We start from the raw sequence: 23,681 nt of genomic DNA, 5'->3' as shown, positions 1-23,681 counted from the left end.
AACTGCCATGCCCTTGCCTTTCCATCAGATCGATGCCTTCAGCGACCGCCCCTTTGCGGGCAATCCGGCGATCGTCTATCGCCTTGAGCACTGGTTGCCTGACGAGCAGATGCAGCACATCGCCGCCGAACACAACCTGGCGGAGACGGCGTTTCTGGTACGTGAGGCCGACGCCTGGCATATCCGCTGGTTCACCCCGGCGACTGAGGTGCCACTGTGTGGCCACGCGACACTGGCCAGCGCCAAGGTGCTGTTCGACGTGTATGGCGAGCCGGGTGACAGTTTGTCGTTTACCAGTCAGTCTGGCGTACTGCGCGTGCGCCGGCTCGGTGAGCGCCTGGAACTGGATTTTCCGGCGATCCCTTCCGGCCCTATGGAAGCTCCCCAGGAGCTGGCCAGAATTCTTGGTCTGAAACCGCAACAGGTGCTGACCAACAAAGACAGCCTGCTGGTGATTGTCGCCAGCGAGGCTCAGGTGCGTGCCTGTAGGCCTCTTTTGGCAGAGCTGGCGCGGCTGCCCTGGCAAGGCGTGATCGTCAGTGCGCCAGGAGACAACCACGACTTCGTCTCGCGCTACTTCGCACCGGCCATCGGTATCGATGAAGACCCGGTGACCGGCGCCGCCCATTGCGCGCTGACCCCTTACTGGGCTGCGCGTCTGGGGCGCGAGGAGCTCAGTGCCTTCCAATGCTCGGCGCGTGGGGGCGAATTGCAGTGTCGCCTTGATGGAGAGCGGGTACGGATTGCCGGCCACGCTACTCTGGTGGCGCGCGGCGAGTTGTATCTGGACTGACGAGAAAATTCCCCGGGGGCAGAGTATGCACACCGGGGAATGGGTTCAGCTGGCGCTGCTAAAACGACGGACGCCGGATTCGGGCAGGGTGGTATGGGCAGCGATGCTGCCCTGGGCGGGGAAGATCACCAGATGGTCGGCAGCTACGCGAATGCCGACGTTTTCACCAATCCAGTGGTCGGCATGGCTGGGGAAGATCGACTCCAGCTGAGTGCCGGTCGACAGCTGCAGCAGGTAGAGCGTCGAGGCGCCGAGGAAGGTCTTGTCGATGATCAAGGCCTTCTGAGAGCTGTCGGGGTCGCAGATGATGTCGTCCGGGCGCAGCAGCACATCCACGGCACTGCCGACGGGCAGGTTGTAGGCTCGGTTGCCGTGGATCACGCCCAGTTCAGTGTGCACAGTTTCCGGCGACAGCAACTGGCCACGAATGAAGTAGCCCTGGCCGATAAAGCTGGCGACGAACGGGGTCACCGGCTCGTGATAGAGGTTGTACGGGGTGTCCCATTGCTCAAGGCGACCATCGCGGAATACGCCGACCTGGTCGCTGACCGCGAAAGCCTCTTCCTGATCATGGGTGACCAGAATGCCGCTGGTACCACGGGCTTTGAGAATCTCGCGCACTTCATGGCTGAGCTTGCGGCGCAGTTCGATATCCAGGTTGGAGAAGGGCTCGTCAAGCAGCAACAGGCGCGGCTGCGGTGCCAGTGCACGGGCCAGTGCGACACGCTGTTGCTGGCCGCCGGACAGTTCATGGGGGTAGCGCTTGCCCAGATGTCCGAGCTTGACCAGATCGAGCATTTCGGCGGTGATGCGCGCGCACTCGGGGTGTTTGCGAATGCCGAACGCCACGTTGTCCGCCACGCTCAGGTGGGGAAACAGCGCGTAATCCTGGAAGACCATGCCGATGCGGCGCTTTTCCGGGGCAAGGGTGAAGCCGGCGCGGGAAATGACTTCGCCCGCCAGGCGGATCTCCCCGTCGAAGACCGACTCAAACCCCGCGATGGCGCGCAGCGTGGTGGTCTTGCCACACCCGGAGGGACCGAGCAGGCAGCCGATATCCCCATTGTTCAAATGCAGGTTGAGACCTTGGACGATTTTCTGATCTTTGTAGCCGCAGGCCAGATCGTGCAGGTTAAGCAGCAGTTCGTTGCTCATGCGTTGGTGTAGGCCGGTTCGATGAGGAATTCGAGCAGGGCCTTCTGGGCGTGCAGACGGTTTTCCGCCTGCTCCCAGGCCACGGAGCGCGGGTCGTCGAGCAGATCGAGGCTGATCTCTTCGCCACGGTGCGCGGGCAGGCAGTGCATGAACAGCACGTCTTCGGCGGCCAGGTCGAGTAGCTCGCGGGTGACTTGGTAGGGGCGGAAGCTGGCCAGGCGCTCTTCGGCCTCTTCTTCCTGGCCCATGGAGGTCCACACATCGGTGCTCACCAGGTGGGCGCCGGCTACCGCCTCGCGCGGATCACTCAGGATCTGCACACGGTCGCCTGCCTTGGCGAGCAATGTGGCGCTGGGTTCGTAACCGGCCGGGCAGGCGATGCGCAGCTGAAAATTGAACTGGATGGCCGCCTCTATATAGGTGTTGCACATGTTGTTGCCGTCGCCGATCCAGACCACGGTCTTGCCGGCGATGCTGCCGCGCTTTTCCAGAAAGGTCTGCATGTCGGCCAGTAACTGGCAGGGGTGCAGCTCATCGGACAGCCCATTGATCACCGGCACGCGTGAATGGGCGGCGAATTCAGTCAGGGTGCTGTGGGCAAAGGTGCGGATCATGATGCCGTCAAGCATGCTCGACATAACAATGGCGCTGTCGCTGATCGGCTCGCCACGGCCCAGCTGGGTGTCGCGCGGGGAGAGAAACATGCCATGGCCGCCGAGCTGGATCATGCCGGCTTCGAACGACAGGCGGGTACGGGTCGAGGCTTTCTCGAAGATCATCCCCAGTACGCGGTTTTTCAGCGGCTCGAAGATCATGTTGCGGTTGCGCAGGTCTTTCAACTCGATGGCGCGGCGCAGCAGGCCGTTCAGCTCCTCGGTGGTGCAATCCATCAGCGAAAGAAAGTGCCGTGCGCTCATTTTCATTACCTTAATTACAACGCTGTCAGGCTCGCTGGCGAAACACGCCAACACAACCAGAGGAAGACCTGCGCGATGAGGTCGCTCGGGGGCGACGAAGTGGGAAAGGGCCGGATCTTATCGGGAAATGTCGCGTCGGTGCAAATTGCCTCGCACTCCGTCACATTTTCCCCATACCGCAGCCTGGAACGTCCAAGGATAGGCGACAGCAGGGCGCACCAAGCGAAAAATTCGCCGGCCTGCAAGAACAGTATGACTGAGCGTCTTGCTGGGTTTTCCGCTACAATCGCCGCCTGCCCGCCGACCTGGGTCGGCAATCGTTTTAGCCGAGGTGCCCCATGGATATCATCGAAACCATCAAAGAGCAGATCGCCAGCAACACCGTCCTGCTGTACATGAAAGGCTCGCCCAATGCCCCGCAGTGTGGTTTCTCCGCACGTGCCGCGCAGGCCGTGATGGGTTGCGGCGAGAAGTTCGCTTACGTGGACATTTTGCAGAACCCGGAAATTCGCGCCAACCTGCCAGCCTATGCCAACTGGCCGACGTTCCCTCAGCTGTGGGTCGGCGGTGAGCTGGTCGGCGGCAGCGACATCATGAGCGAGATGTTCGAGAAGGGCGAACTGCAGACCCTGATCAAAGAAGCGGTAGCCAAGGCCCAAGCCTGAATCGGCTGCATAAAAAACCCGCCAATCGGCGGGTTTTTTATGCGTGGCGTTCGCGAGTGCTTCGCGATCTAGTCGCCCATCTGCGACTGCAGGTAGTTTTCCAGGCCGACCGAGCCGATCAGGCTGAGCTGGGTTTCCAGCCAGTCAACGTGCTCTTCCTCGGACTCGAGGATGTCTTCCAACAGGTCACGGCTGCCGTAGTCGCCGACGCTCTCGCAATAAGCGATGGCGGCGCGCAGGTCGATCAAGCCGGCATGTTCCAGGCGCAGGTCGCTCTCGAGCATTTCACGCGGGTTTTCGCCGATCTGCAGTTTGCCCAGATCCTGCAGGTTGGGCAGGCCTTCGAGAAAGAGGATGCGCTGGGTCAGCTTGTCCGCATGCTTCATCTCGTCGATGGATTCGTGATACTCGTGCTTGCCGAGCTTGTTCAGGCCCCAGTTTTCATACATGCGAGCATGCAGAAAATACTGGTTGATCGCGACCAGCTCGTTGCCAAGGATCTTGTTGAGGTGCTGAATGACTTGCTTGTCGCCTTTCATAGTAGCCCGCCTGGCAAGATGGAGAGAATGAGAAGTCTGGCTTCGCGGCCTGCTAGTGTCAAACCTAAGTCCTTGATCGCAAAGCGAAACAATCTCATTACAGTCAGCGTTGGGCTGCGTAGCCAATTCTAGCGATAACGAAAAAGCCGGGCGAAGCCCGGCTTGGGTGACCTTTGCCTGACGGGGTCAGGCAACGCTGAAGCTGGCAGGGTAGGCGAGCATCGAGGATTGTCCGGCCTGGACCTCATTAATGGTTTCACGCACCACTTGTTTGGCGACGCACGCGCATTTTCCGCATTGGGTGCCTACGCCCAAGGTTTCTCGCACTTCGCGATAGCTGCAGCAGCCCTCGTAGATCGCATCACGGATATGACCGTCGGTGACACCCTGGCAGAGACAGACATACATAAGGCATTACTCGTTGCGCTTGATTGGATGCGGGGATGCTAATCGCAATGAGAATGATTGTCAAAACTTGCTCGGATGAACGGCGGTCCCCGAGCGGTGACGAAGCCAGGCAAGCAGTGGGGCAGGGGAAGCGCACGTCATGGCGCAATGGCGCAGACCCGATCGGCTGCGCCAAGTGCGTGGAGTGGGAACGCTTAGTCGTTCAGGTCCCAGCCGCCCATTTCCTTCCAGCGGTTGACGATGCCGCAGAAGAGTTCGGCGGTTTTCTCGGTGTCGTAGCGCGCCGAGTGCGCTTCGCGTCCGTCGAAGTCGATGCCGGCGGCCTGGCAGGCTTTGGCCAGTACGGTCTGCCCGTAGGCGAGCCCGGCCAAGGTGGCGGTGTCGAAGCTGGAGAACGGATGGAACGGGTTGCGCTTGATGCCGGTGCGCAGCACGGCGGCATTCAGGAAGCCCAGATCGAAGCTGCTGTTGTGGCCGACCAGGACGGCGCGCTTGCAGTCATTAGCCTTGAGCGATTTGCGCACGCCGCGAAAAATATCGGTCAGTGCGTGTTCTTCGCTCACCGCCATGCGCAGCGGGTGGTCCAGCTTGATGCCGGTGAAGTCCAGCGCCGCCTGCTCGATGTTGGCGCCTGCAAAGGGTTCGACGCGATGGAAGTAGGTGTGGTCCGGATACAGCAGGCCCTGTTCATCCATGGCAATGGTGACCGCGGCGATTTCCAGCAGCGCATCGGTCTGGCAATTGAACCCGCCGGATTCGACATCGATGACCACCGGCAGGTAGCCGCGAAAACGGCGGGCCATGGGATGGCGCAGGTCGGCGGAGGGACGACCGTCGAGTTCGTCGTCGTACAGATCTTCACTCACGCTTGGGTCTCCAGCAGGCGCCAACGCAGAACTTCACCGGCGCGCAGCGGCATCAAGCGCTGATCGCCAAACGGCAGGCTGACCGGTGCGGTCCAGTCTTCGCGCACCAGGGTGATGCGATCGGTATTGTGCGGCAGGCCATAGAAGTCGGCGCCAAACTGACTGGCGAAGCCTTCCAGCTTGTCCAGGGCATTGCGCTGCTCGAACGCTTCGGCATACAGCTCAATGGCGGCATACGCGGTGTAGCAGCCGGCACAGCCGCAGGCGGCTTCCTTGGCATGCTGGGCGTGGGGCGCCGAGTCGGTGCCCAGGAAGAACTTCGGATTGCCGCTGGTGGCAGCGTCCAGCAGTGCTTCCTGATGCACGTTGCGCTTTAGGATCGGCAGGCAATACAGGTGCGGACGAATGCCACCGACCAGCATATGGTTGCGGTTGTACAGCAGGTGATGGGCGGTGATGGTGGCGCCGACGTTGGCGGAGGCCTCGCGTACAAACTGCGCGGCATCGGCGGTGGTGATGTGTTCGAAGACCACTTTCAGGGTCGGGAAACGCTCCACCACGCGGCTCATGTGCTCGTCGATGAACGCCTTTTCACGGTCGAAGACGTCGATCTCGCCGCGCGTGACTTCGCCGTGCACCAGCAGCGGCAGGCCGACGTCGGCCATGGCTTCGAGGACCGGGAAAATCCCGTCGATGCTGGTCACACCTGAGTCCGAGTTAGTGGTGGCGCCGGCCGGATAGAGCTTTGCTGCATGCACGAAGCCGCTGGCCTTGGCCTGGCGGATGTCTTCGGCGCTGGTCTTGTCGGTGAGGTACAGCACCATCAGCGGCTCGAAGCGGCTGGCTGCCGGACGCGCAGCGAGAATGCGCTGGCGATAGGCGTCGGCCTCGCTGGCATTGCGAACCGGCGGCACCAGGTTGGGCATGATAATGGCGCGGCCAAAGGTGCGTGCGGCATCGGCTACGGTTTGCGCCAGGGTGGCGCCATCGCGCAGGTGAATATGCCAGTCATCGGGGCGCAGCAGAGTCAGACGGTCAGTCATCGAAGGTTCCAAACGGGTAAAACGTGGCGCGAATGCTACCGGAAAACGCTGCTTCCGGCTGCACGCCATCGACTGCCAGCAGAAAAGTCGATAAAGCACCGCAACCCGGAAAGCCAATAGGAGAGGTTGAATCTGTGCGCGTTCGCGCAAAACCGCCGCTCTACACCCATTTGCCCCTCAAGTTTTTTCCACCGGCTCCGATACTTCACAGGAACGCCGCTTATTCCGTGGAGCCCTCCGTGCGCCAGCGCTACTTCATCCTGCCCAGCCTGTTCGTCAGCCTGTTCGTCAGCCTGCCGGCCGCTGCCTTGTCGTTCCAGCCTCGCTTGGAGCATGCGCAATGGCAGGTCGAAGGCGATCAGTTCGAATGCCGACTGACGCAGCCAATCAACAAATTCGGGGCTGGCCAGTTCGTGCGCCGTGCTGGCGAGCAGGCCACCTTCCGACTGGTCAGTCATCAACGCTGGATGCGTCCGGGGTCCGCGACCTTGCTGGCGGCTGCGGCGCCCTGGCAACCGGAGCGCAAGGACATCGATCTAGGCAAGGTGTCGGTGGGCGAGGGTGAAGTATCGCTGCGCAGCAGCCAGCTGCAGGCGGCGCGTCTGCTCACCGGTTTGCTGGAGGGGCGCTCGCCGCTGGTGCGCCATCGCACCTGGCAGACCAACGAAGCACTGGAGGTGCGCCTGTTGCCGGTGAGTTTCGGCAAGGCCTATGCCGATTACCAGCATTGCGCCACCCAGCTGCTGCCGGTGAACTTCGACCAGGTCAAGCGCCTGCAGCTGGGCTTCGCCTACAGCGGTATCGACTTGGACGAAGCGACCCGCGTGGAACTTGATCGCGTTCTGCTGTTGCTCAAGGCTGATCCGAGCATCAATCAGATCCAGCTCGAAGGGCATTCGGACAATACCGGCAACCGGCTGACCAATCGCGACCTGTCGCGCCGCCGGGCCTTGGCCGTGGCCAATTACCTGAAAGCCAACGGCATTCCTGAAGAGCACATCACGGTGCGTTTTCACGGCGAGCGTTACCCATTGGTGCCCAACAGCAGCGAAGCCAACAAGGCTAAAAATCGCCGCGTGACGCTCTACCTCGATCGCATCGAGCCCTCCGCTGTGAAACAAGAGCAGGTCGCCAAAGGCCAGGGCACCGCCAACCCGGCCTGAATCGGGGCGCAATCCGCACCGCCGGGGCATGCGGCGCTGTAATTTGCGCGCCGGGACCAGTAGAATCTCAGGTTTTCGTACTACCCCGTGGAGCGATGGCATGGCGGACGTTAACAAGGTAGTTCTGGCCTATTCCGGTGGCCTGGACACCTCGGTGATTCTCAAGTGGCTGCAAGATACCTACAACTGTGAAGTGGTGACCTTCACCGCCGACCTCGGTCAGGGCGAAGAGGTCGAGCCGGCCCGCGCCAAGGCCCAGGCCATGGGTGTCAAGGAAATCTACATCGACGACCTGCGCGAAGAGTTCGTGCGTGATTTCGTGTTCCCGATGTTCCGCGCCAACACCGTCTACGAAGGCGAATACCTGCTGGGCACCTCCATTGCCCGTCCGCTGATCGCCAAGCGCCTGATCGAGATCGCTAACGAAACCGGCGCCGACGCCATTTCCCACGGCGCGACCGGCAAGGGCAACGACCAGGTGCGTTTCGAGCTGGGCGCCTATGCGCTCAAGCCGGGTGTCAAGGTCATCGCACCCTGGCGCGAGTGGGACCTGCTGTCTCGCGAGAAGCTGATGGACTACGCCGCCAAGCATGAGATCCCGATCGAGCGCCACGGCAAGAAGAAATCGCCGTACTCCATGGATGCCAACCTGCTGCACATCTCCTATGAAGGCGGCGTGCTGGAAGACACCTGGACCGAGCACGAAGAAGACATGTGGCGCTGGACCAAGTCTCCGGAAGCCGCACCGGACACTCCCACCTACATCGAGCTGACCTACCGCAACGGTGACATCGTCGCCATTGACGGCAAGGAGCTGAGCCCGGCCACCATCCTGGCCGAGCTGAACCGCATTGGCGGCGAAAATGGCATCGGTCGCCTGGATATCGTGGAAAACCGCTACGTCGGCATGAAGTCCCGCGGCTGCTACGAAACTCCCGGCGGCACCATCATGCTCAAGGCCCACCGCGCCATCGAGTCCATCACCCTGGACCGCGAAGTCGCCCACCTGAAAGACGAGCTGATGCCCAAATACGCCAGCTTGATCTACAACGGCTACTGGTGGAGCCCGGAGCGTCTGATGCTGCAGCAGATGATTGACGCGTCCCAGGCCACGGTGAACGGCGTGGTGCGCCTGAAGCTGTACAAGGGCAACATCATCATCGCCGGTCGCAAGTCTGACGATTCCCTGTTCGACGCCACCATCGCCACCTTTGAGGACGATGCGGGCGCCTACGACCAGGCCGATGCCGCCGGCTTCATCAAGCTTAACGCCCTGCGTCTGCGCATCGCCGCCGGCAAGGGCCGTTCGCCGCTCTGATAAGCTTGTACAGTGCCTGAGGACCCCGGCCATGTGCCGGGGTTTGCATTTTGAGCCGATGGAAACCGGATCGGATAAGGAGAATGTAATGAGACTGCTACATACCATGCTGCGTGTCGGCGATATGGATAAATCCATCGCCTTCTACACCGAAGTGCTGGGGATGACGCTGCTGCGCCGCAAGGATTACCCGGACGGCAAATTCACCCTCGCCTTCGTCGGCTATGGCAACGAAGCCGAGAACAGCGTGATCGAGCTGACCCATAACTGGGGCGTCGAGCATTACGAACTGGGCACCGGTTACGGCCATATTGCGCTGGAAGTGGAAGACGTCTACAAAGCGTGCGACGACATCCGCGCCCGGGGTGGCAAGATCACCCGAGAACCGGGTCCGATGATGCACGGCTCCAGCATCCTGGCCTTTGTTGAAGACCCGGACGGCTACAAAATCGAGTTGCTTTCGCCGCAGCGTAACGACTGATTTATCCGCTCAGTCCAGCGCACCTCATAGACCAGGACGTCCTCCCTGATAAGGAGGACGTCCTCGCCAGCCTGATGCCACTCGTAGCCTTGATACTAGGGAGTTGTTGCTCCTCAATATCCGGGCTCAGTCGGCGAGAAATGCCGCCTGGCACGGGTTGGCCAGGCGTTAATTGTTGCCGGGGTCTCGGGGGCTAGCGCTGGACTATTCTCGATCTGCTGACGATTACCCTCCTCCCCTGGTGGGACATGAATAACTTTTGATCCTTGCTTGAAAAACAAGTGCAGCGCCGTGGAGGGTTTCCCTTTAGGCTATGCCGCCATAACGCTTTTTCTTGAGGTAGCTCCGACGTGTTTGACCAATTCGCCCTGCATGAACGCCTGCTGAAGGCCGTAGCCGAGCTGAAGTTTACCGAGCCGACTCCCGTGCAGCGCGAGGCCATTCCACCGGCGTTGGAAGGACGTGACCTGCGCGTCATTGCGCAGACCGGCAGCGGCAAGACTGCCGCGTTCGTCCTGCCACTGCTCAATCGGTTGATCGGCGATGCCCAGCCGCGCGTGCGTATCCGTGCGCTGATCCTGCTGCCGACCCGCGAGCTGGCTCAGCAGACCCTCAAGGAAGTGGAACGTTTTTCCCAGTACACCTTCATCAAGTCTGGCCTGGTCACCGGCGGTGAGGACTTCAAGGTCCAGGCGGCCATGCTGCGCAAGGTGCCGGATATCCTCATCGGCACTCCGGGGCGACTGATCGAGCAGCTCAACGCCGGCAACCTGAAACTCAATGAAGTCGAAGTGCTGGTGCTCGATGAGGCCGACCGCATGCTCGACATGGGTTTTGCCGAAGACATCGAGCGCCTGACCGGTGAATGCGCGGCTCGCCAGCAAACCCTGCTGTTCTCCGCCACCAGCGGCGGCAACGGCCTGCGCGATGTAGTGGCCAAGGTGCTGCGCAATCCGCTGCACCTGATGCTCAACCGCATCAGTCAACTGAACGAGAAAACCGTCCAGCAGATCATCACCGCCGACGATGCGACCCACAAGGAGCGTTTGGTGCAGTGGCTGCTGGCCAACGAGACGTACCAGAAGGCGATCATTTTCACCAACACCCGTGCCCAGGCCGACCGCCTGTACGGGCATCTGGTGGCCGATGACGTCAAGGTGTTCATCCTGCACGGCGAGAAGGATCAGAAGGACCGCAAGCTGGCCATCGACCGCATGAAGCAGGGCGGAGTCAAGGTGCTGGTAGCCACCGACGTGGCCGCACGTGGGCTGGATGTGGAAGGCCTGGACATGGTGATCAACTTCGACATGCCGCGCTCGGGCGACGAGTACGTGCATCGCATTGGACGCACCGGCCGTGCTGGCGGCGAAGGATTGGCGATTTCGCTGATCTGCCATAACGACTGGAACCTGATGTCCAGTATCGAGCGCTACCTAAAGCAGCGTTTCGATCGACGCGTGATCAGTGAACTGAAGGGTAGCTACCAGGGCCCGAAGAATCTCAAAGCGTCCGGCAAGGCCGCCGGCGTGAAGAAGAAAAAGACCGATCAGAAAGGCGACAAAAAAACCGTCAAAAAGTCTGCCAGGCCCGCTGCCAAGCGCAAGCCCAACGCTCCTTCCGGGCTGGTCAGCACCGACGGCATGGCACCGCTCAAGCGTCGCAAGCCGGCTGAAGAATAAACTCGGTCTGGTGGCTGGCTCCCTTGCCTATCACGTAGGGTGGATCGCGCTTAATCGATCCACCAGGGGCGGCCCACCGAGCGGAGCCATGGTGGATGTAAAAAACGACATCCACCCTACGACTCTGTGGATCTATCCCGTCACCTTCACTCCACCTGCTTTTCCGCCTGTTCGATCTCCCGCATGCGCTGGTCGTACATGGCGCATTCATCCTCCAGGCCTTGCGGCGTGTTTTCCTGGCCTTCCGGGGTGCGCTTGAGTCTCATGGTTTCCAGTTCTTCGTGAAGCTGCCTGGCCTTTTCCGGATCGTGCTCTGCCAGTTGATTAACCTTTTCCGCCAATTGTTCGGCTTTGGCCGTGACGTCTTCCGGTGTGCATTCAGCATTCTCTGCCTGGGCAGGCGTGAAGGCGAACAGGGCAATGAGCGGGAGAAGCAGTTTCATGGCGTGTGGCCCTCGCTGCGGATGAAGTGATGAGCGCGCTAAGGTTCACTGCACAGGTAATGCACGCTGAACAGCGCATTAGGATCAGTCCACAGCGCCAAGGCGCCAAAGCCGGCCCGTGCGGCCAGTTGGCGGAAGCCCGCAACGCTGTACTTGTAGGAATTTTCGGTGTGCAGGCTCTCGCCGGCCTGGAAATGAAAGCACCGATCGGCAATCTGCACCGTCTGGGCACGCTTGCTGACCAAGTGCATTTCGATCCGTTTGGCGGCCGCGTTGTAAAAGGCGTGATGAACAAAGGCTCGCGGGTTGACGTCGCTGTCCAGCTCGGTGCGAATGCGCTCCAGCAGATTCAAATTAAATGCGGCGGTGACTCCGGCCTCGTCGTTGTAAGCTGCTTCCAGCACACGGACGTCCTTGATCAGGTCGACCCCGATCAGCAGTCCACTGCCGACTGGCAATAGTCCATGCAGATTACGCAGAAATGCCAGGGCCTGGGGCGGATCGAAATTGCCAATGCTTGAGCCTGGAAAGAATGCCAAGGGCCGCGCCTTGGCGAAATCGTCCGGCAGTTGAAGCGGCGTAGAGAAGTCGGCGCAGGCGGCATGCACTTCAAGCCAGGGGTAATCGGCGGCCAGGCGGCGTGTGCTGTCGATCAGAAAATCGCGGGAAATATCGATGCCCAGATACCGGCAGGGCTGCATGGCGTCGAGCAGCAGCCGCACCTTGCGGCTGGCACCGCTGCCCAGTTCCAGCAACGGCGCGTCGGGGCCGGCAAGCTCGGCGATCTCGCCGGCGGCGCGGGCCAGAATCGCTTCCTCGGTGCGGGTCGGATAATACTCTGGCTGCTGACAGATGATCTCGAACAGCGCTGAGCCGCGCGCGTCGTAGAAATACTTAGGCGAGGTGTGTTTCGGTGTTGCGGCGAAGCCGGCGAGAACCTCGTCGCGCATGCCGTCCCGCTGGTTGACCGGATAGTGCTCGTGATAATGAATGGCAACACTCATTCCTGGGCATCCCGGGCCAGACGCATACCGCTGAAGGCCCAGCGCATGTGCGGATAGAAGAAATTGCGATAGCTGGCGCGCATGTGGCTGCGGGGCGTAACGCAACAGCCCCCGCGAAGCACCATCTGTCCGCACATGAATTTGCCGTTGTACTCGCCCAGGCTGCCGTCCAGCGGGCGAAAGCCGGGGTAGGGGCGAAAGGCGCTGGCGGTCCACTCCCAGACATCGCCGAACATCTGCGAGGGCCCGGCCTTTAACGGGCTCGCCATCGGGCGCAACCTGTCCTGTTCGAGAAAGTTTCCGGTGATTGGCAGGCCCTGCGCGGCCACTTCCCATTCCGCCTCGGTCGGCAGGCGGGCTTCGGACCAGCGCGCATAGGCATCGGCCTCGTAGAAGCTCAGGTGACAGACTGGCGCACCGGCCTCCAGAGGTTGCAGCCCTCCCAGGGTGAACTGCAGCCAGCCACGGTCATCGTCATGCCGCCAGTACAGCGGGGCCTGCCAGCCGGCTTGGCGCGCGTACGCCCAGCCATCGGCGAGCCAGAGTTCGGCGCGGTTGTAGCCGCCATCGAGAATGAACGACAGGTAGTCGGCGTTACTCACCGGACGGTTGGCCAGGCGGAAGGGTTCGAGGAATACTCGATGGCGCGGGCGCTCGCAGTCGAAGGCAAAGGCCTCGTCGCTGTGACCGAACTCCAGCAAGCCGCCGGGATGCTCCAGCCAGCGCAACGGGGCGGGCGGTTGCGTTGTTTGCGCAGTGGCCAGGTCCTGACGGTAGGCCGGCTGCAGCGGATTGAGGGAAAAATTGTATTGGATGTCCATGAGCAGCAATTCCTGATGCTGCTGTTCGTGCTGCAGGCCGAGCTCTAGGCGCTGCAGGATTTGTGGTAAATGGTCCTGCGGGGGGTGGTCGAGCAACTGCTCCATGGCCAGGTTGACCTGCTGGCGATAGTTGAGCACCTCGGCCACCGTGGGCCGCGACAGCGAGCCGCGTTCCGCACGGGGAAAGGGCTGGCTGTGGGTGACGTAATAGGAATTGAACAGGTGGTCGTAGCGCGCATCGACGCAGCGATAACCGGGCAGGTAGGGCAATAGCAGGAAGGTTTCGAAAAACCAGGTGACATGGGCCAGGTGCCATTTCGGCGGGCTGACGTCCGGCATGCCTTGCAACACATGGTCCTCGATGGCCAGCGGCGCACAAATCGCTGCGCTGGCTGGGCGCACCTGGCGAAAGCGCTCACGCAATTGCGCCAGCGCGGCGGTGTGTCGGGCATCGTCATCACGGCGCGCCTCGGCGGGCATACAACCTCCGGTGGTTCGGTCGGTGGGGACGGTTCTTAAGAGCGACACGCCGCGACAACGGAAAGTTCAGCGATTGCCGCCCGTAAACATTCCATATGGCGCCACGGAACTCGTAGAGGGGGGCGCCCGCAGCACGGCGTACGGAAGAGATGCGTTGCATCCGGGGCAGCTCGCCCCAGATGTCGCGTATGCGGACACTGTCAGCCGTTGCATCCCACGCGCGCCCGGCCCAGCATAGGCACCCGCTTTTCTGTACCGACAGGATCCTGCCGTAATGACATCCAGCACCACCCCCGAGCAGACCGGCGCCGAGCCGGTCAAACGCGCCGAGCAGGCGCGCGGCGACTTCGCCGTGATTCGCGACCTGCTGCCCTATCTGCGTCCCTACCTGGGCCGCATCCTGCTGGCCTTGGGACTGGTGTTCGCCGCCAAGCTGCTCAACCTGGTGGTGCCCTTCGTCCTCAAGTACATCGTCGATGAACTCAACGTCGAGCCCAGCCTGCTGCTGTTGCCCGTTGCTTTGCTGCTGGCGTATGGCGCCTCGCGCATCGGTGTCACGCTGTTTACCGAATTGCGCCAGGTGGTGTTCGCCCGCGTCATGGCGCGCGCCTCGCGGCAGGTCACCTTGCAAGTGTTTCGTCATCTGCATGGCCTGAGCTTGAAATTCCACCTCGGCCGGCGCACTGGCGGCGTGGCCCGCGACGTGGAGCGCGGCGGCAGTGCCATCGCCGACCTGCTGGACTGGACGCTGTACTCGATCATTCCGATCCTGCTGGAAGTGGCCCTGGTTACCGCCGTGCTGGTCTGGGCCTATGACTGGCGCTTCGCCGCAATCACCCTGGCGACCTTGACCGCCTACGCGCTGTGGACCTTTGGTGTCACCGAATGGCGCACCCGCTACTACCGCGCGTCGGTAGAAGCCGACACACGCGCCAACGAGCGCGCGGTGGACTCGCTGCTCAACTACGAGACCGTCAAATACTTCAACAACGAAGGCCACGAAGCGGCGCGCTACGACGAAAACCTGCGTCATCTGGAAAACGCCAAGGTCAAGGCAACCACCAGCCTAGCGGTGCTCAATCTTGGTCAGGCCGTGGTAGTGGCCATCGGCGTCACCGCAATGATGTGGCTGGCCGCCGCCGGCGTGGTGGCCGGCAACCTGACGGTCGGTGACCTGGTGCTGGTCAACGCCTACTTGCTGCAGCTCTCCGCACCGCTGTTCCTGCTCGGCATGATGTACCGCGAAGTAAAACAGGCGCTGACCAATATGGAGCGCCTGTTCGGCCTGCTGGACGAGCGCCAGGACGTGCAAGACGCGCCGAATGCCCAGATGCTGGAAACCCGTCGCCCCACCGTGCGCTTCGACAACGTGCGCTTTGGCTACGACCCGCGCCGCGAGATTCTGCATGGCGTGGATTTCGAAATTCCCGCCGGCGGCACCGTCGCGGTGGTCGGTCACTCCGGCTCGGGCAAATCGACCCTGGCGCGCCTGCTGTACCGTTTCTATGACGTGGGCGAGGGCGCCATCCGCATTGATGGCGTCGATCTGCGCCAACTGACCCAGGCCTCGCTGCGCGGCTCCATCGGCATCGTTCCGCAGGACACCGTACTGTTCAACGACAGCATCTATTACAACATCCGCTACGGTCGCCCCGAGGCCAGCCGCGAAGAGGTCGAGGCTGCCGCCCGCGCGGCGCATATCCATGAGTTCATTGTCAGCCTGCCCGACGGCTACGAAACGCCGGTGGGCGAGCGCGGCCTGAAACTCTCCGGCGGCGAGAAACAGCGCGTGGCCATCGCGCGGGCAATCCTGAAGAACCCGAGCATCCTGATCTTCGACGAAGCCACCTCGGCGCTGGACTCCAAGTCCGAACGCGCCATCCAGGCCGAACTGGAGCGTATCCAGGTCGGCCGCACCACCCTGGTCATCGCCCACCGCCTGTCCACGGTGATGAATGCCGACCAGATCCTGGTCATGGACGCCGGGCGCATCGTCGAACGCGGTAGTCATGCCGAGTTGCTGGCCCGCCAGGGGCTGTATACGCAGATGTGGACGCTGCAGCAAAGTGAGAAGGAGCGGCCGGTGGAGAAGGGTAGCGAGGTTTCCCAGTAAAATGGATGTCGTTTTTACATCCACCAGGGCCCCGCTCGATGGAGCGCCACCCGGTGGATCGATGAAGCGCGATCCACCTTACAGTGGCGAGGCTCCCACGCTCTACGTGGGAGCCATGTAATCGCTCTAACCGCCTGTTAGAGTGCCTGCAAAGCGTTGAAATCAATGGCTTCGGCATAGGCCAGCTTGTCGGTGGCCTCGGCATCGCCATCCACGGAAACCATGAAACGGTTGTTGATGATCACCAGGATCTTGCCGTTACTGTCGAGAATGCCGCGTTGCTTGCCGACCTTGATCATCTTGCCCATGGAGCCCGCCAGGGCGGGGTTGGCCATGACCATCATCATTTGCGACATCAGGGGCGAGTCGCCAATGATCTCCACCTGAACCTGCTGGTCATTCTTGCGATAGGTGCGCGATGCCTGCACGCCGCCGCCAAAGAATGCCGTTGTGCCGGCGGAGGTTTCCGCTTCATCGCCTTCCCAGCCGGACAGCGGTGGCGGCAATACCTGGGCGAGGTGATCGGCGCCCCGCTGGTTGAGCAGTTGCGTGGCGTAGCCGAGGTTTTCCTTGGCCAGCGCCATGTCGCCTTGCTCATAAGCCTGCAGCGCTTCCTGCAGCGCGTCCTTGATGTCATCGGCCACGACGGGTGCCGCTGCCGTCATGGCTGCGGTGAGAAAGACGGAAGCCAGTCGGGTGTTCATGTGCCTGTCCCTTTGCGGTGTTGAGTCCTTGTGCGGCAGGAGCATATTAAGCCTTTCCCGAACAGGCAAGGCGAAGCTTTCCCGGTTGTCCGATGGTGGGCTCTCGCGTCGACTGCTGCGGCTGCGCTCAATAATTCGGCGGACTTTCCGGAATGACGCTGGGGTCGGTGATGTAGGGCATCGACCAGGGCTCGAGGTTGCAGCCCTTGTGAATCAGGTCCAGGCGCATCTGCTCGAGCACGCCGGCCAGGCGCACGGGGTCGGCGTATTGAGTACGCGGAATATGCGGCACGCTCAGCACCTCGTTGCCGCTGAGGCTCATGATGCTCAGGCTGAAGCTGTCGTCCTCGGCGTTGGCACCGGTAACGCAGCCGTAGGGCTGAAAGGCGTTTGAAGCCAACTGCATGGCGTTATCGAGGGTCAGTAGGGTGGTGGTCATGCGGGCTCTCCCTTGGCATCCGGTGTTTGGATTGACCGATGGAATGGCTGAGGGTTGCCCGCTTGCCCAAAAAACGCCCTGGAACGGTCGCTCAGGTGCACGCGCGTTACAACTTTTTTCACGGTGCCAGACAGGCTTCGCAGATCGCCGCGACATGCCGATGATCAGTGCCGCAGCAACCGCCAAGCACCGACAGCTGGGGCATGCGCCTGCGCAAGGTCTGGTAGCGCCGCCCCAGGTCTAGCGGGTCGCCGTCATCCAGGGATTCCGAGGCATCCAGTTCGGCATGGCTCTTGGCCGAGGCATTGGCGCGCAAGCCGCCGATGCGCCTCAGCCAGTCGGCCTCGGTGTCGAGAACGTTTTCAAAGTGTGTCGGGTGGGCGCAATTGATCATGAAATACAGCGGCGGTATGGCGCTGGCCTGATCGGTACGCTGAATCGCCTCGCCCAGGCTTTCGCCCGAAGCCAGCTTGCCGTCGGTTTCCACTGTGAAGGAAATCGCCAGCGGAATGCCCAGTTCAGCGGCGGCGCGGGCAATGCCGATGGCTTCTTCGCTGTAATTCAGTGTGTAGGCACTGATCAATTCCGCGCCGGCCTGCGTCAGGCTCGTGATCTGCGCACGATGGTAGTCCTGGGCTTGCTGAGCGCTCATGCGTGCCTCGACTTTGTAGCCATCGCCGCGCGGTCCGAGCACGCCATTGATGAGGATATTCGCCTCGGGAGCGGCATGTTCGGCACGCAGCGCCTGTGCCCAGGTCACCGCCTCGCGATTAACTTCATTCATCGCATGGGCGGAAAAGCCCAGTCGCGCGCCCCAGTCGGCATTGGCGCGCCAGGTGGGCGTGTCGAGTACAAAGCCCAACCGATGCCGGGCCGCCGTGCGCAGGAACGGTTGGAAATAATGGTCGAGCTGCAGGCGGCCAGCCTCACTCAGTACCAGCGGAAACGCGGCGAAGCAGGGCAGGTCGAGACCATGATGGAAGATCAGTGACGTCTCCAGTCCGCCGTCGGTGAGAAACAGGTGGCCATCCAGGCGCGGCAGGTGCGGTGTAAGCGAGGACATGGGAGCACCTCGGGGTCCGGTAAAAATGGCTCCTTACCCGCTTGCAGCGCCGGCAAGCGTTGTCCCTGGCGGCACTTCAGCCGAAGCGCACGCAGTAGATCGGCGGCAGGTGGGCGCTCAGGCATTGCCAGCCTTCGCCGCCGTTTTCCGACAGCCACAGGCCGCCGGTGGTCGAGCCCATGGCCAGGCGCTCGCCGCTGTCATCCACCGCCAGGCCATGGCGGTAGACCAGGTCATAGGCTGGCGGCGCGGGCAGCCCGTGGTCGAACACACTGAAGCTTTGACCACCGTCCTGCGTGCGCGTGACCACGAAATGCCCATTGACCGGTACGCGGCACTCGTCCTTGACCGCTGGTACGAACCAGGCGGTGCCCGGTCGCAGCGGATGTACGGCCACGGCGAAGCCGAAACTCGACGGCCGGGCCTCGACCGCCTGCCAGGACTGCCCGGCATCGGTGGAGCGAAAAATCCCGTTGTGGTGCTGAATCCACAAGTGGTGGGGGTTGGCCGGACAGCAGACCATGCGATGCGGGTCTTGGATATTGGGATCGTAGCGCCGCTCGGGCGGCATGTAATCGGCGCGCAGGCCTTCACCCGTGCAGGCCCAACTGGCGCCGCCATCGCGGCTCTGCCAGACCCCGCCGCAGGACACCGCCACGCTGACGTGCTGGCTATCATGCGGATCGACACACATCGAATGAATGCCCGGCCAGTCGTAGCCGCCACCTGCCCATTCGGCCCGTTCCGGACGATCCCAGAGTGGGCGATTCAGTGTCCAGCTATTGCCGTGATCGGAGGAATGGAACAGTCCGCCAGGAAGGGTGCCCGCCCAGAGCACGCCGGGTTCATCGGCACCTCCGGCTTCCAACGCCCATATTTGCTCCAAGCTCCAGGGCGCCGCTGGCGGCAGATCGGTGCCAGCCGCTGTGGACATCGCTTCGGGTTGGGGCGGATAGACGGGCACCGCACAGGCCTGCCAGGGGCCGCCGGAGCCCGGGCGGCGCCACAGCTTGACCCCGAAATGCCCAAGGTTGAGCGCGGCGTAGAGTGTCTGGTCACGAGGGTCGGCCAAGACCATGCTGACTGGCTCGCCCATGAAATGCGTTTCGGTTTGTCGCCACTGCCCGGCGATGGGCTCGAAGATCAGCAAGCCCTTGCGTGTGGCGATCAGCAGGCGTTCATGCATGTCAGCCTCCCGATGCTCAGCCACCGGTCAAGGCCTGTACCACGAACACCTCGCTGGAATCACCGAGGGGATCGCTGAGCCGCTGGCGGTCGCGCACGGCCAGGCCATCGACAAAAATCTGCACATGCCGACGCAACTGACCTTGATCATCGAGCAGGTAACTGCGCAGACGCGGCTGCTCCTGCATCAGGCTATGCAGTGCGCTGGCTACCGTATCGCCCAGCACCTCGCGCTCCGGCAGGGCGAGGTGGCGCTGCAGCGCCGGGGCGAAAACCACATGGGGCATGGGTCACCCCCGCTAAAAAATGATCTAGACAGTGTAGGTGTAGACCCGGTCCGTACGATTCCGTGTGGCGGAAAGCCTGGATTGAATGCCGCTAAGTCATGCAGGTTTGATCGCTTTTGGGCACAAAGAAAGGCGTAATGCCGAGAATAAGCGCACTGCTCAGCGGCAAACGCATCGGCCGGATACGCGCAACAAGAGATTGGGCATCACTGGAAGCCTCCGCAAGGTCGGTTAACTCACAACCAGCGGCGCACCCGTGCCTGGTAGGCCTGGAACTCAGCGCCAAACAGCGCCTTCAGGGCGCGCTCCTCAGGTGCAATCTGGAATCGGTTCATGTACAGCACGAAGCCAAGAGGCCCGAGCAAGGCTACAGGCGACGCCAGATAAGCCGCCAAGGCGACCAGAAACAGAGCGAAGCCGACGTACATGGGATTTCGTGAGTATTGATAAATGCCCGAGCTCACCAAGGCTGAAGCGGTTTCAGGCTTCAAGGGGTTCACGGTAGTTTTTGCACGGCGGAATGAGACGGCACCCGACAGGCAGAAAAAAGCACCCAGCGCCGTAATGGTCAACGCCAAGGCAATGCGCACCCATTCGGCAACCGCGATGCTCGGAACATAGAAGGACAGTAACCACATTGCGGCGCCAATGAGGGAGGCGACAAGGGGCGGAGGTATCTTGTTTTCGAGCGTATGCATTGCTTTTCTCTTTCGACGTGTTGTTCAAGCCTGACAGGCGCAGCGTTCATGTTGCTATCGGGTGTGGGTTTTCCGATCGATTTCAGTGCGTACTTTTGCATCAAGATCAGCGGCAGTGCAAATACGCAAATCATGTTGAAGTTGCCCGTCCCACTGCCAGTTGCAGCGTTCGTTAGCGCAGATAACCAGGGGATTGTTGTGGTTATTTATGGCGAGCAACACTGAGCAGGAAGGGCAGTACGGCGTAAGGTTAACGAGGGTATAGAGATTGCCGTGCAGGGTCGGTGGTAACCAGCGCCATGACCAATGGATATCTATGAGGATGTCCTCCGTATAGGCAACGAAGTCTGGCTCGCGGATATCGATCTCGCGCGTGGAATAAATGAAATAAATAAGCGTAATAATGAAAAGAATAAAGGGTGCTGCCAGCATCAACATCCAGGCAGGAAGGAGCGTAATCAGTGATGCCGAAGCGGCCTTTGCCATATTTTCAACAATTGCCCAATCCCATAAGTAGAAAGCGCAACTGATGATTAGCACAATAACTATCAAGCCCCGTATAGGGCCACGCCAGGAATTTTTTATCATTGTTGCTCCCGAACGCCTGCTGCGGCAGAGACCTACAGAAGGTTAATAGTCGCCAGCTATTCAACGCCCGGCTGGCTTGGTTTCTTCTCCTGTAGCTCGCTGTGCTCGAGTCTGCAAGAGGTACGCCCGAATCGGTATTAGCCTTTGTGTGTATCTGGCAGGCTGCGCTCTGCCGTAACTCGCTGCCCCGCTTTCATCAGCATCCAACCCAGCAGAATGAAAAGCACACCGCCGATGGCCAGAAACGTCCAGTTATAAACCGTGTAGTTGGGTACCTGCCTTACATAATGAACAGCCAAAATCTGATGGTTGATGATGCCTTCGATCAAGTTGAACAACCCCCAACCCAAGATAAGCCGGCCAATCATGGATTTAAGCGTGGGGATTGGCTCACGCCGATAAGCGGCGCTCCACAGCATCATGATGCCGACCAGCGTTACGACCCAGACAAATGCATGAAAGAGGCCATCCCACAGCATATTTGTGCTCATGGCTTCCATGGTTGTGGGTGGAATCCAGTTGGAAACCATGTTGTGCCACTGGAATATCTGATGTAGAACGATCCCGTCTACAAAACCGCCCATGCCAATACCCAGCAGAATCCCTGCGCGTGCGGCTTTCCTGTAGTGCGTGTGTTCAGACATGTCGGCAACCTCCAAGCTCATAGCAGCGCTAGTAGGACAACGTTCACGCCGTTTTGGCAGCGCTAAACCACACCCGTAGCCCAGGCGGGGCGATAAGCCTCATCCGTGTAACGAAGGAATTGCGGAAGTAAACGCCGGGAATGACGGGCCATGCCGACGTAGATGCGCAGACGTTCGAACCCCTGCCACTACAGATGCTCAAGGTAACAACGTGCGCATCAGTCGCCGTCGCCGACCGTCACGATCGTCGGCTTATCTGCGAGTTCCTGCCACATCCGTCACTGCGTGCGAGTCACCCTCCACACGGTATTGGCCAGATCGTCGGCGACGATCAGCGCGCCGCGCGGGTCGACGGTCACGCCCACCGGTCGTCCGCGTGTCTTGCCCTCGGCGGTGCGAAAGCCTGTCACGAAGTCAACGGGCGGGCCCGAGGGGCGTCCGTTGCTGAAGGGTACGAAAACCACCTTGTAGCCCACCGGATTCTTGCGGTTCCAGCTGCCGTGCTGGCCGATGAACACGCCGTCGGCAAATTGTTCGCCCATGGCCGCGCTGGAGAAGTCCAGGCCAAGGGCAGCGACGTGGGAACCCAGTGCGTAGTCGGGTGTGATCGCAGCGGCGACCATGTCCGGGTCCTGCGGCCGCACGCGCGGGTCGACGTTCTTGCCCCAGTAGCTATAGGGCCAGCCGTAGAAGCCGCCTTCACGCACCGCCGTCAGGTAATCCGGCACCAGGTCCTCGCCCAGTTCATCCCGTTCGTTGACCACCGCCCACAGCTGGCCCGAACCGGGCTGGATGGCGAGGGCCGTGGGGTTGCGCAGGCCGGTTGCATAGGGCTTGTAGGCGCCGGTGTCAGCGTTGATCTGCCAGACCAGGGCGCGGTCGACTTCAGCTTCCATCCCGCGCTCGGTGGTATTGCTGTTGGAGCCGATCCCGACATATAGAAAGCGTCCGTCGGGGCTGACGGTCAACGCCTTGGTCCAGTGGTGGTTGATTGCCGAGGGCAGGTCGGTGACGGTCGTTGGTGGGCCGCTGGCTTCGGTCTGGCCGTCCTGATAATCGAAGCGCACCAACGCATCCTGATTGGCCACGTACAGATAGCCATTGGCCAGAGCCAGCCCGTACGGCGCGTTGAGGTTGTCGGCGAACACGGTTTGCATCTCGTACGTGCCGTCGCCGTCGGCATCGCGCAACAGGGTCAAGCGATTGCCACCTTTGACCGTGGTGTTGCCCTTCGCCTTGATATAGCCGGCGATCACGTCCTTGGGCTTGAGGCTCGCAGCGCCGCCGCCCCGGCCTTCCGCCACCAGAATGTCTCCGTTGGGCAACACCAGCGTCTGGCGCGGGATTTTCAGGTCGGTCGCGATGGCGGTAACGGTGAAATTCTCCGGCACCGTCGGCGTCTGATCGGCCCACAACACCGGTTCGGCAATTTTCATGCTGGGCAGCAAGCCCCGTTCAGGGGCGGGGAGCTTGGGATCGGGGCCGTATAGCTCGGCGGTATCCTGCTCATCGCTACCGCAGGCACTCAGCAACAATCCCAGAGTCAGGGCGGTGAGGGGGCTGGCGTAGTTCACTCGACACCTCCCGAGCGCAGGTTAGTGAGGCCGATCCACGTGGCAACGCAGGCCAGCAAGGTGACGATTACCGAGAGAACCAGGCCGGCGGGCATGACTGCCCAGGCGTCCTTGGCATGCTCAAGGGCATTGATGAAGCCCAGCACCCACGTGGCCAGCAGGAGCAGAAAATAAGCCAAGGGGCGCCCTTTCTTGGGCGTGGCGCGGATCAGGTTGACCAAGGCGAACAGCAGCGCCAGGCCGCAGAAGACCAGCCCGCCGGCAATCAGCCAGGAGGAGAAATTGCTCCACTGAATCTGATAACTGCGAAAGTAGGCGATGTCGCTTAACAGGGCGCCAAGGAACAGGGGAACGGTTCCGGCCAGCAATGTCGCGTGCAGAGGATTGGGCGTGCTTCGGTAACGGTAGGTGGTTACGGTCACGGTGGGCTCTCCTGTTCGCGGCGACCCTGGGCTGATGCTCGGGCGGATGCGCTGGCCCAGCAGATTCGCTCTGATTGTGTGCCTTACAAACGGAGCGTGTCGTTGGCGCATAAGTTCACTCCGATCGGCTAGAGGACTGTCCGCCCCGACCGCCAGCCCTTGAGTCCCAACCCGGCCCGTTTCATAGTG

The 23,681-nt window shown here is 61.4% G+C and carries 26 protein-coding genes; 7 read left to right on the top strand and 19 right to left on the bottom strand.

Annotated elements, in window-relative coordinates; all coding sequences use genetic code 11:
- The first annotated feature begins 7 nt into the window (after positions 1-7).
- Positions 8-793, top strand: coding sequence for a PhzF family phenazine biosynthesis protein (locus ACTV8E_RS09310; protein WP_443199285.1), 786 nt, complete (start codon positions 8-10; stop codon positions 791-793).
- Positions 794-838: 45 nt separating this feature from the next.
- Here ACTV8E_RS09310 and ACTV8E_RS09305 read toward each other — a convergent pair whose 3' ends face one another.
- Together ACTV8E_RS09305 and argF are read right to left on the bottom strand one after the other, a co-directional pair.
- Positions 839-1,948, bottom strand: a complete 1,110-nt coding sequence (locus ACTV8E_RS09305; protein WP_251835053.1) for an ABC transporter ATP-binding protein — start codon at positions 1,946-1,948, stop codon at positions 839-841.
- Positions 1,945-2,865 carry an ornithine carbamoyltransferase gene (gene argF / locus ACTV8E_RS09300; RefSeq protein WP_251835054.1) on the bottom strand — a complete coding sequence of 307 codons (921 nt, stop codon included), beginning with the start codon at positions 2,863-2,865 and terminating at the stop codon, positions 1,945-1,947. Before argF ends, ACTV8E_RS09305 begins: the two co-directional genes overlap by 4 nt.
- 338 nt (positions 2,866-3,203) lie before the next feature.
- Between argF and grxD the strand changes: the two genes are divergently transcribed.
- Positions 3,204-3,530, top strand: coding sequence for a Grx4 family monothiol glutaredoxin (grxD, locus tag ACTV8E_RS09295; RefSeq protein WP_251835055.1), 327 nt, complete (start codon positions 3,204-3,206; stop codon positions 3,528-3,530).
- A gap of 68 nt (positions 3,531-3,598) precedes the next feature.
- Here grxD and bfr read toward each other — a convergent pair whose 3' ends face one another.
- The 4 genes from bfr to pyrC all read right to left on the bottom strand — a co-directional run bounded on the left by bfr (position 3,599) and on the right by pyrC (position 6,386).
- Entirely contained in the window at positions 3,599-4,069 is a 471-nt protein-coding gene (gene bfr / locus ACTV8E_RS09290; RefSeq protein ID WP_273536971.1) for a bacterioferritin, read from the bottom strand.
- A gap of 186 nt (positions 4,070-4,255) precedes the next feature.
- Positions 4,256-4,477: a bacterioferritin-associated ferredoxin gene (locus ACTV8E_RS09285; protein ID WP_251835057.1), complete on the bottom strand. Its 222-nt coding sequence runs from the start codon at positions 4,475-4,477 to the stop codon at positions 4,256-4,258.
- A 194-nt stretch (positions 4,478-4,671) separates the two neighbouring features.
- Positions 4,672-5,343 (bottom strand): ribonuclease T, encoded by a 672-nt coding sequence (gene rnt / locus ACTV8E_RS09280; protein ID WP_251835058.1) that lies wholly within the window; start codon positions 5,341-5,343, stop codon positions 4,672-4,674.
- Entirely contained in the window at positions 5,340-6,386 is a 1,047-nt protein-coding gene (gene pyrC, locus ACTV8E_RS09275; protein ID WP_443199284.1) for a dihydroorotase, read from the bottom strand. The genes rnt and pyrC overlap by 4 nt, the downstream gene beginning before the upstream one ends.
- 239 nt (positions 6,387-6,625) lie before the next feature.
- On the opposite strand from pyrC, the gene ACTV8E_RS09270 reads away from it, so the two are divergent.
- The 4 genes from ACTV8E_RS09270 (at position 6,626) to ACTV8E_RS09255 (ending at position 11,027) form a co-directional block, all read left to right on the top strand.
- The gene (locus ACTV8E_RS09270) at positions 6,626-7,549 is read left to right on the top strand and encodes a flagellar protein MotY (RefSeq protein ID WP_273536975.1); all 924 of its coding nucleotides are present in this window, start codon (positions 6,626-6,628) and stop codon (positions 7,547-7,549) included.
- Positions 7,550-7,649: 100 nt separating this feature from the next.
- The gene (locus ACTV8E_RS09265) at positions 7,650-8,867 is read left to right on the top strand and encodes an argininosuccinate synthase (RefSeq protein ID WP_443199283.1); all 1,218 of its coding nucleotides are present in this window, start codon (positions 7,650-7,652) and stop codon (positions 8,865-8,867) included.
- A gap of 88 nt (positions 8,868-8,955) precedes the next feature.
- On the top strand, positions 8,956-9,348 hold the full coding sequence (gene gloA, locus ACTV8E_RS09260; RefSeq protein WP_251835062.1) for a lactoylglutathione lyase: 393 nt from the start codon (positions 8,956-8,958) through the stop codon (positions 9,346-9,348).
- 350 nt (positions 9,349-9,698) lie between these two features.
- Complete coding sequence (locus ACTV8E_RS09255) at positions 9,699-11,027, top strand: DEAD/DEAH box helicase (RefSeq protein ID WP_251835063.1); 1,329 nt, start codon at positions 9,699-9,701, stop codon at positions 11,025-11,027.
- 146 nt (positions 11,028-11,173) lie between these two features.
- On the opposite strand, the gene ACTV8E_RS09250 is transcribed toward ACTV8E_RS09255, so the two are convergent.
- Genes ACTV8E_RS09250 through egtB form a run of 3 tightly spaced genes read right to left on the bottom strand, consistent with a single transcriptional unit; the run spans position 11,174 to position 13,775 of the window.
- Positions 11,174-11,470 (bottom strand): hypothetical protein, encoded by a 297-nt coding sequence (locus ACTV8E_RS09250; RefSeq protein ID WP_443199282.1) that lies wholly within the window; start codon positions 11,468-11,470, stop codon positions 11,174-11,176.
- A 38-nt stretch (positions 11,471-11,508) separates the two neighbouring features.
- Complete coding sequence (egtD, locus tag ACTV8E_RS09245) at positions 11,509-12,474, bottom strand: L-histidine N(alpha)-methyltransferase (protein ID WP_251835065.1); 966 nt, start codon at positions 12,472-12,474, stop codon at positions 11,509-11,511.
- Entirely contained in the window at positions 12,471-13,775 is a 1,305-nt protein-coding gene (gene egtB, locus ACTV8E_RS09240; protein WP_443199281.1) for an ergothioneine biosynthesis protein EgtB, read from the bottom strand. Before egtB ends, egtD begins: the two co-directional genes overlap by 4 nt.
- A gap of 274 nt (positions 13,776-14,049) precedes the next feature.
- On the opposite strand from egtB, the gene ACTV8E_RS09235 reads away from it, so the two are divergent.
- Positions 14,050-15,888, top strand: a complete 1,839-nt coding sequence (locus ACTV8E_RS09235; protein WP_443199280.1) for an ABCB family ABC transporter ATP-binding protein/permease — start codon at positions 14,050-14,052, stop codon at positions 15,886-15,888.
- Positions 15,889-16,025: 137 nt separating this feature from the next.
- Here ACTV8E_RS09235 and ACTV8E_RS09230 read toward each other — a convergent pair whose 3' ends face one another.
- From ACTV8E_RS09230 to ACTV8E_RS09185, 10 genes are all read right to left on the bottom strand, one after another.
- Positions 16,026-16,592 (bottom strand): hypothetical protein, encoded by a 567-nt coding sequence (locus tag ACTV8E_RS09230; protein ID WP_251835068.1) that lies wholly within the window; start codon positions 16,590-16,592, stop codon positions 16,026-16,028.
- Positions 16,593-16,719: 127 nt separating this feature from the next.
- The gene (locus ACTV8E_RS09225; protein ID WP_251835069.1) at positions 16,720-17,031 is read right to left on the bottom strand and encodes a hypothetical protein; all 312 of its coding nucleotides are present in this window, start codon (positions 17,029-17,031) and stop codon (positions 16,720-16,722) included.
- 118 nt (positions 17,032-17,149) lie between these two features.
- Complete coding sequence (locus tag ACTV8E_RS09220) at positions 17,150-18,094, bottom strand: homocysteine S-methyltransferase family protein (RefSeq protein WP_443199279.1); 945 nt, start codon at positions 18,092-18,094, stop codon at positions 17,150-17,152.
- A 76-nt stretch (positions 18,095-18,170) separates the two neighbouring features.
- Positions 18,171-19,280 (bottom strand): WD40/YVTN/BNR-like repeat-containing protein, encoded by a 1,110-nt coding sequence (locus ACTV8E_RS09215; RefSeq protein WP_443199278.1) that lies wholly within the window; start codon positions 19,278-19,280, stop codon positions 18,171-18,173.
- A 16-nt stretch (positions 19,281-19,296) separates the two neighbouring features.
- Positions 19,297-19,566, bottom strand: a complete 270-nt coding sequence (locus ACTV8E_RS09210; protein ID WP_251835071.1) for a MoaD/ThiS family protein — start codon at positions 19,564-19,566, stop codon at positions 19,297-19,299.
- Positions 19,567-19,802: 236 nt separating this feature from the next.
- Positions 19,803-20,264, bottom strand: coding sequence for a methyltransferase family protein (locus tag ACTV8E_RS09205; RefSeq protein ID WP_251835072.1), 462 nt, complete (start codon positions 20,262-20,264; stop codon positions 19,803-19,805).
- A 54-nt stretch (positions 20,265-20,318) separates the two neighbouring features.
- The gene (locus ACTV8E_RS09200) at positions 20,319-20,852 is read right to left on the bottom strand and encodes a hypothetical protein (protein ID WP_443199277.1); all 534 of its coding nucleotides are present in this window, start codon (positions 20,850-20,852) and stop codon (positions 20,319-20,321) included.
- Between the two features lie 137 nt (positions 20,853-20,989).
- The gene (locus ACTV8E_RS09195) at positions 20,990-21,496 is read right to left on the bottom strand and encodes a DUF2243 domain-containing protein (protein ID WP_443199276.1); all 507 of its coding nucleotides are present in this window, start codon (positions 21,494-21,496) and stop codon (positions 20,990-20,992) included.
- A gap of 278 nt (positions 21,497-21,774) precedes the next feature.
- Positions 21,775-23,070: a PQQ-dependent sugar dehydrogenase gene (locus ACTV8E_RS09190; protein ID WP_443199275.1), complete on the bottom strand. Its 1,296-nt coding sequence runs from the start codon at positions 23,068-23,070 to the stop codon at positions 21,775-21,777.
- Positions 23,067-23,492: a DUF2231 domain-containing protein gene (locus ACTV8E_RS09185; protein ID WP_443199274.1), complete on the bottom strand. Its 426-nt coding sequence runs from the start codon at positions 23,490-23,492 to the stop codon at positions 23,067-23,069. Before ACTV8E_RS09185 ends, ACTV8E_RS09190 begins: the two co-directional genes overlap by 4 nt.
- Between the last annotated feature and the right edge of the window lie 189 nt (positions 23,493-23,681).

The organism is Pseudomonas sp. B392_1p (genome assembly GCF_052245235.1).
Lineage (GTDB): Bacteria > Pseudomonadota > Gammaproteobacteria > Pseudomonadales > Pseudomonadaceae > Serpens > Serpens gallinarum.
Note: the sequence above shows the minus strand (reverse complement) of the source record. Positions and strands in the feature narration are given on the sequence as shown.

Coding starts and splice junctions, on each gene's coding strand:
- ACTV8E_RS09230 (WP_251835068.1), bottom strand. CDS start 16,592: ATGAACACCCGACTGGCTTCCGTCTTTCTCACCGCAGCCATGACGGCA.
- grxD (WP_251835055.1), top strand. CDS start 3,204: ATGGATATCATCGAAACCATCAAAGAGCAGATCGCCAGCAACACCGTC.
- ACTV8E_RS09200 (WP_443199277.1), bottom strand. CDS start 20,852: ATGATAAAAAATTCCTGGCGTGGCCCTATACGGGGCTTGATAGTTATT.
- egtD (WP_251835065.1), bottom strand. CDS start 12,474: ATGAGTGTTGCCATTCATTATCACGAGCACTATCCGGTCAACCAGCGG.
- ACTV8E_RS09265 (WP_443199283.1), top strand. CDS start 7,650: ATGGCGGACGTTAACAAGGTAGTTCTGGCCTATTCCGGTGGCCTGGAC.
- bfr (WP_273536971.1), bottom strand. CDS start 4,069: ATGAAAGGCGACAAGCAAGTCATTCAGCACCTCAACAAGATCCTTGGC.
- ACTV8E_RS09210 (WP_251835071.1), bottom strand. CDS start 19,566: ATGCCCCATGTGGTTTTCGCCCCGGCGCTGCAGCGCCACCTCGCCCTG.
- pyrC (WP_443199284.1), bottom strand. CDS start 6,386: ATGACTGACCGTCTGACTCTGCTGCGCCCCGATGACTGGCATATTCAC.
- ACTV8E_RS09305 (WP_251835053.1), bottom strand. CDS start 1,948: ATGAGCAACGAACTGCTGCTTAACCTGCACGATCTGGCCTGCGGCTAC.
- argF (WP_251835054.1), bottom strand. CDS start 2,865: ATGAGCGCACGGCACTTTCTTTCGCTGATGGATTGCACCACCGAGGAG.
- ACTV8E_RS09235 (WP_443199280.1), top strand. CDS start 14,050: ATGACATCCAGCACCACCCCCGAGCAGACCGGCGCCGAGCCGGTCAAA.
- ACTV8E_RS09215 (WP_443199278.1), bottom strand. CDS start 19,280: ATGCATGAACGCCTGCTGATCGCCACACGCAAGGGCTTGCTGATCTTC.
- ACTV8E_RS09250 (WP_443199282.1), bottom strand. CDS start 11,470: ATGAAACTGCTTCTCCCGCTCATTGCCCTGTTCGCCTTCACGCCTGCC.
- ACTV8E_RS09195 (WP_443199276.1), bottom strand. CDS start 21,496: ATGTCTGAACACACGCACTACAGGAAAGCCGCACGCGCAGGGATTCTG.
- ACTV8E_RS09285 (WP_251835057.1), bottom strand. CDS start 4,477: ATGTATGTCTGTCTCTGCCAGGGTGTCACCGACGGTCATATCCGTGAT.
- ACTV8E_RS09205 (WP_251835072.1), bottom strand. CDS start 20,264: ATGCATACGCTCGAAAACAAGATACCTCCGCCCCTTGTCGCCTCCCTC.
- ACTV8E_RS09220 (WP_443199279.1), bottom strand. CDS start 18,094: ATGTCCTCGCTTACACCGCACCTGCCGCGCCTGGATGGCCACCTGTTT.
- egtB (WP_443199281.1), bottom strand. CDS start 13,775: ATGCCCGCCGAGGCGCGCCGTGATGACGATGCCCGACACACCGCCGCG.
- ACTV8E_RS09310 (WP_443199285.1), top strand. CDS start 8: ATGCCCTTGCCTTTCCATCAGATCGATGCCTTCAGCGACCGCCCCTTT.
- ACTV8E_RS09225 (WP_251835069.1), bottom strand. CDS start 17,031: ATGACCACCACCCTACTGACCCTCGATAACGCCATGCAGTTGGCTTCA.
- gloA (WP_251835062.1), top strand. CDS start 8,956: ATGAGACTGCTACATACCATGCTGCGTGTCGGCGATATGGATAAATCC.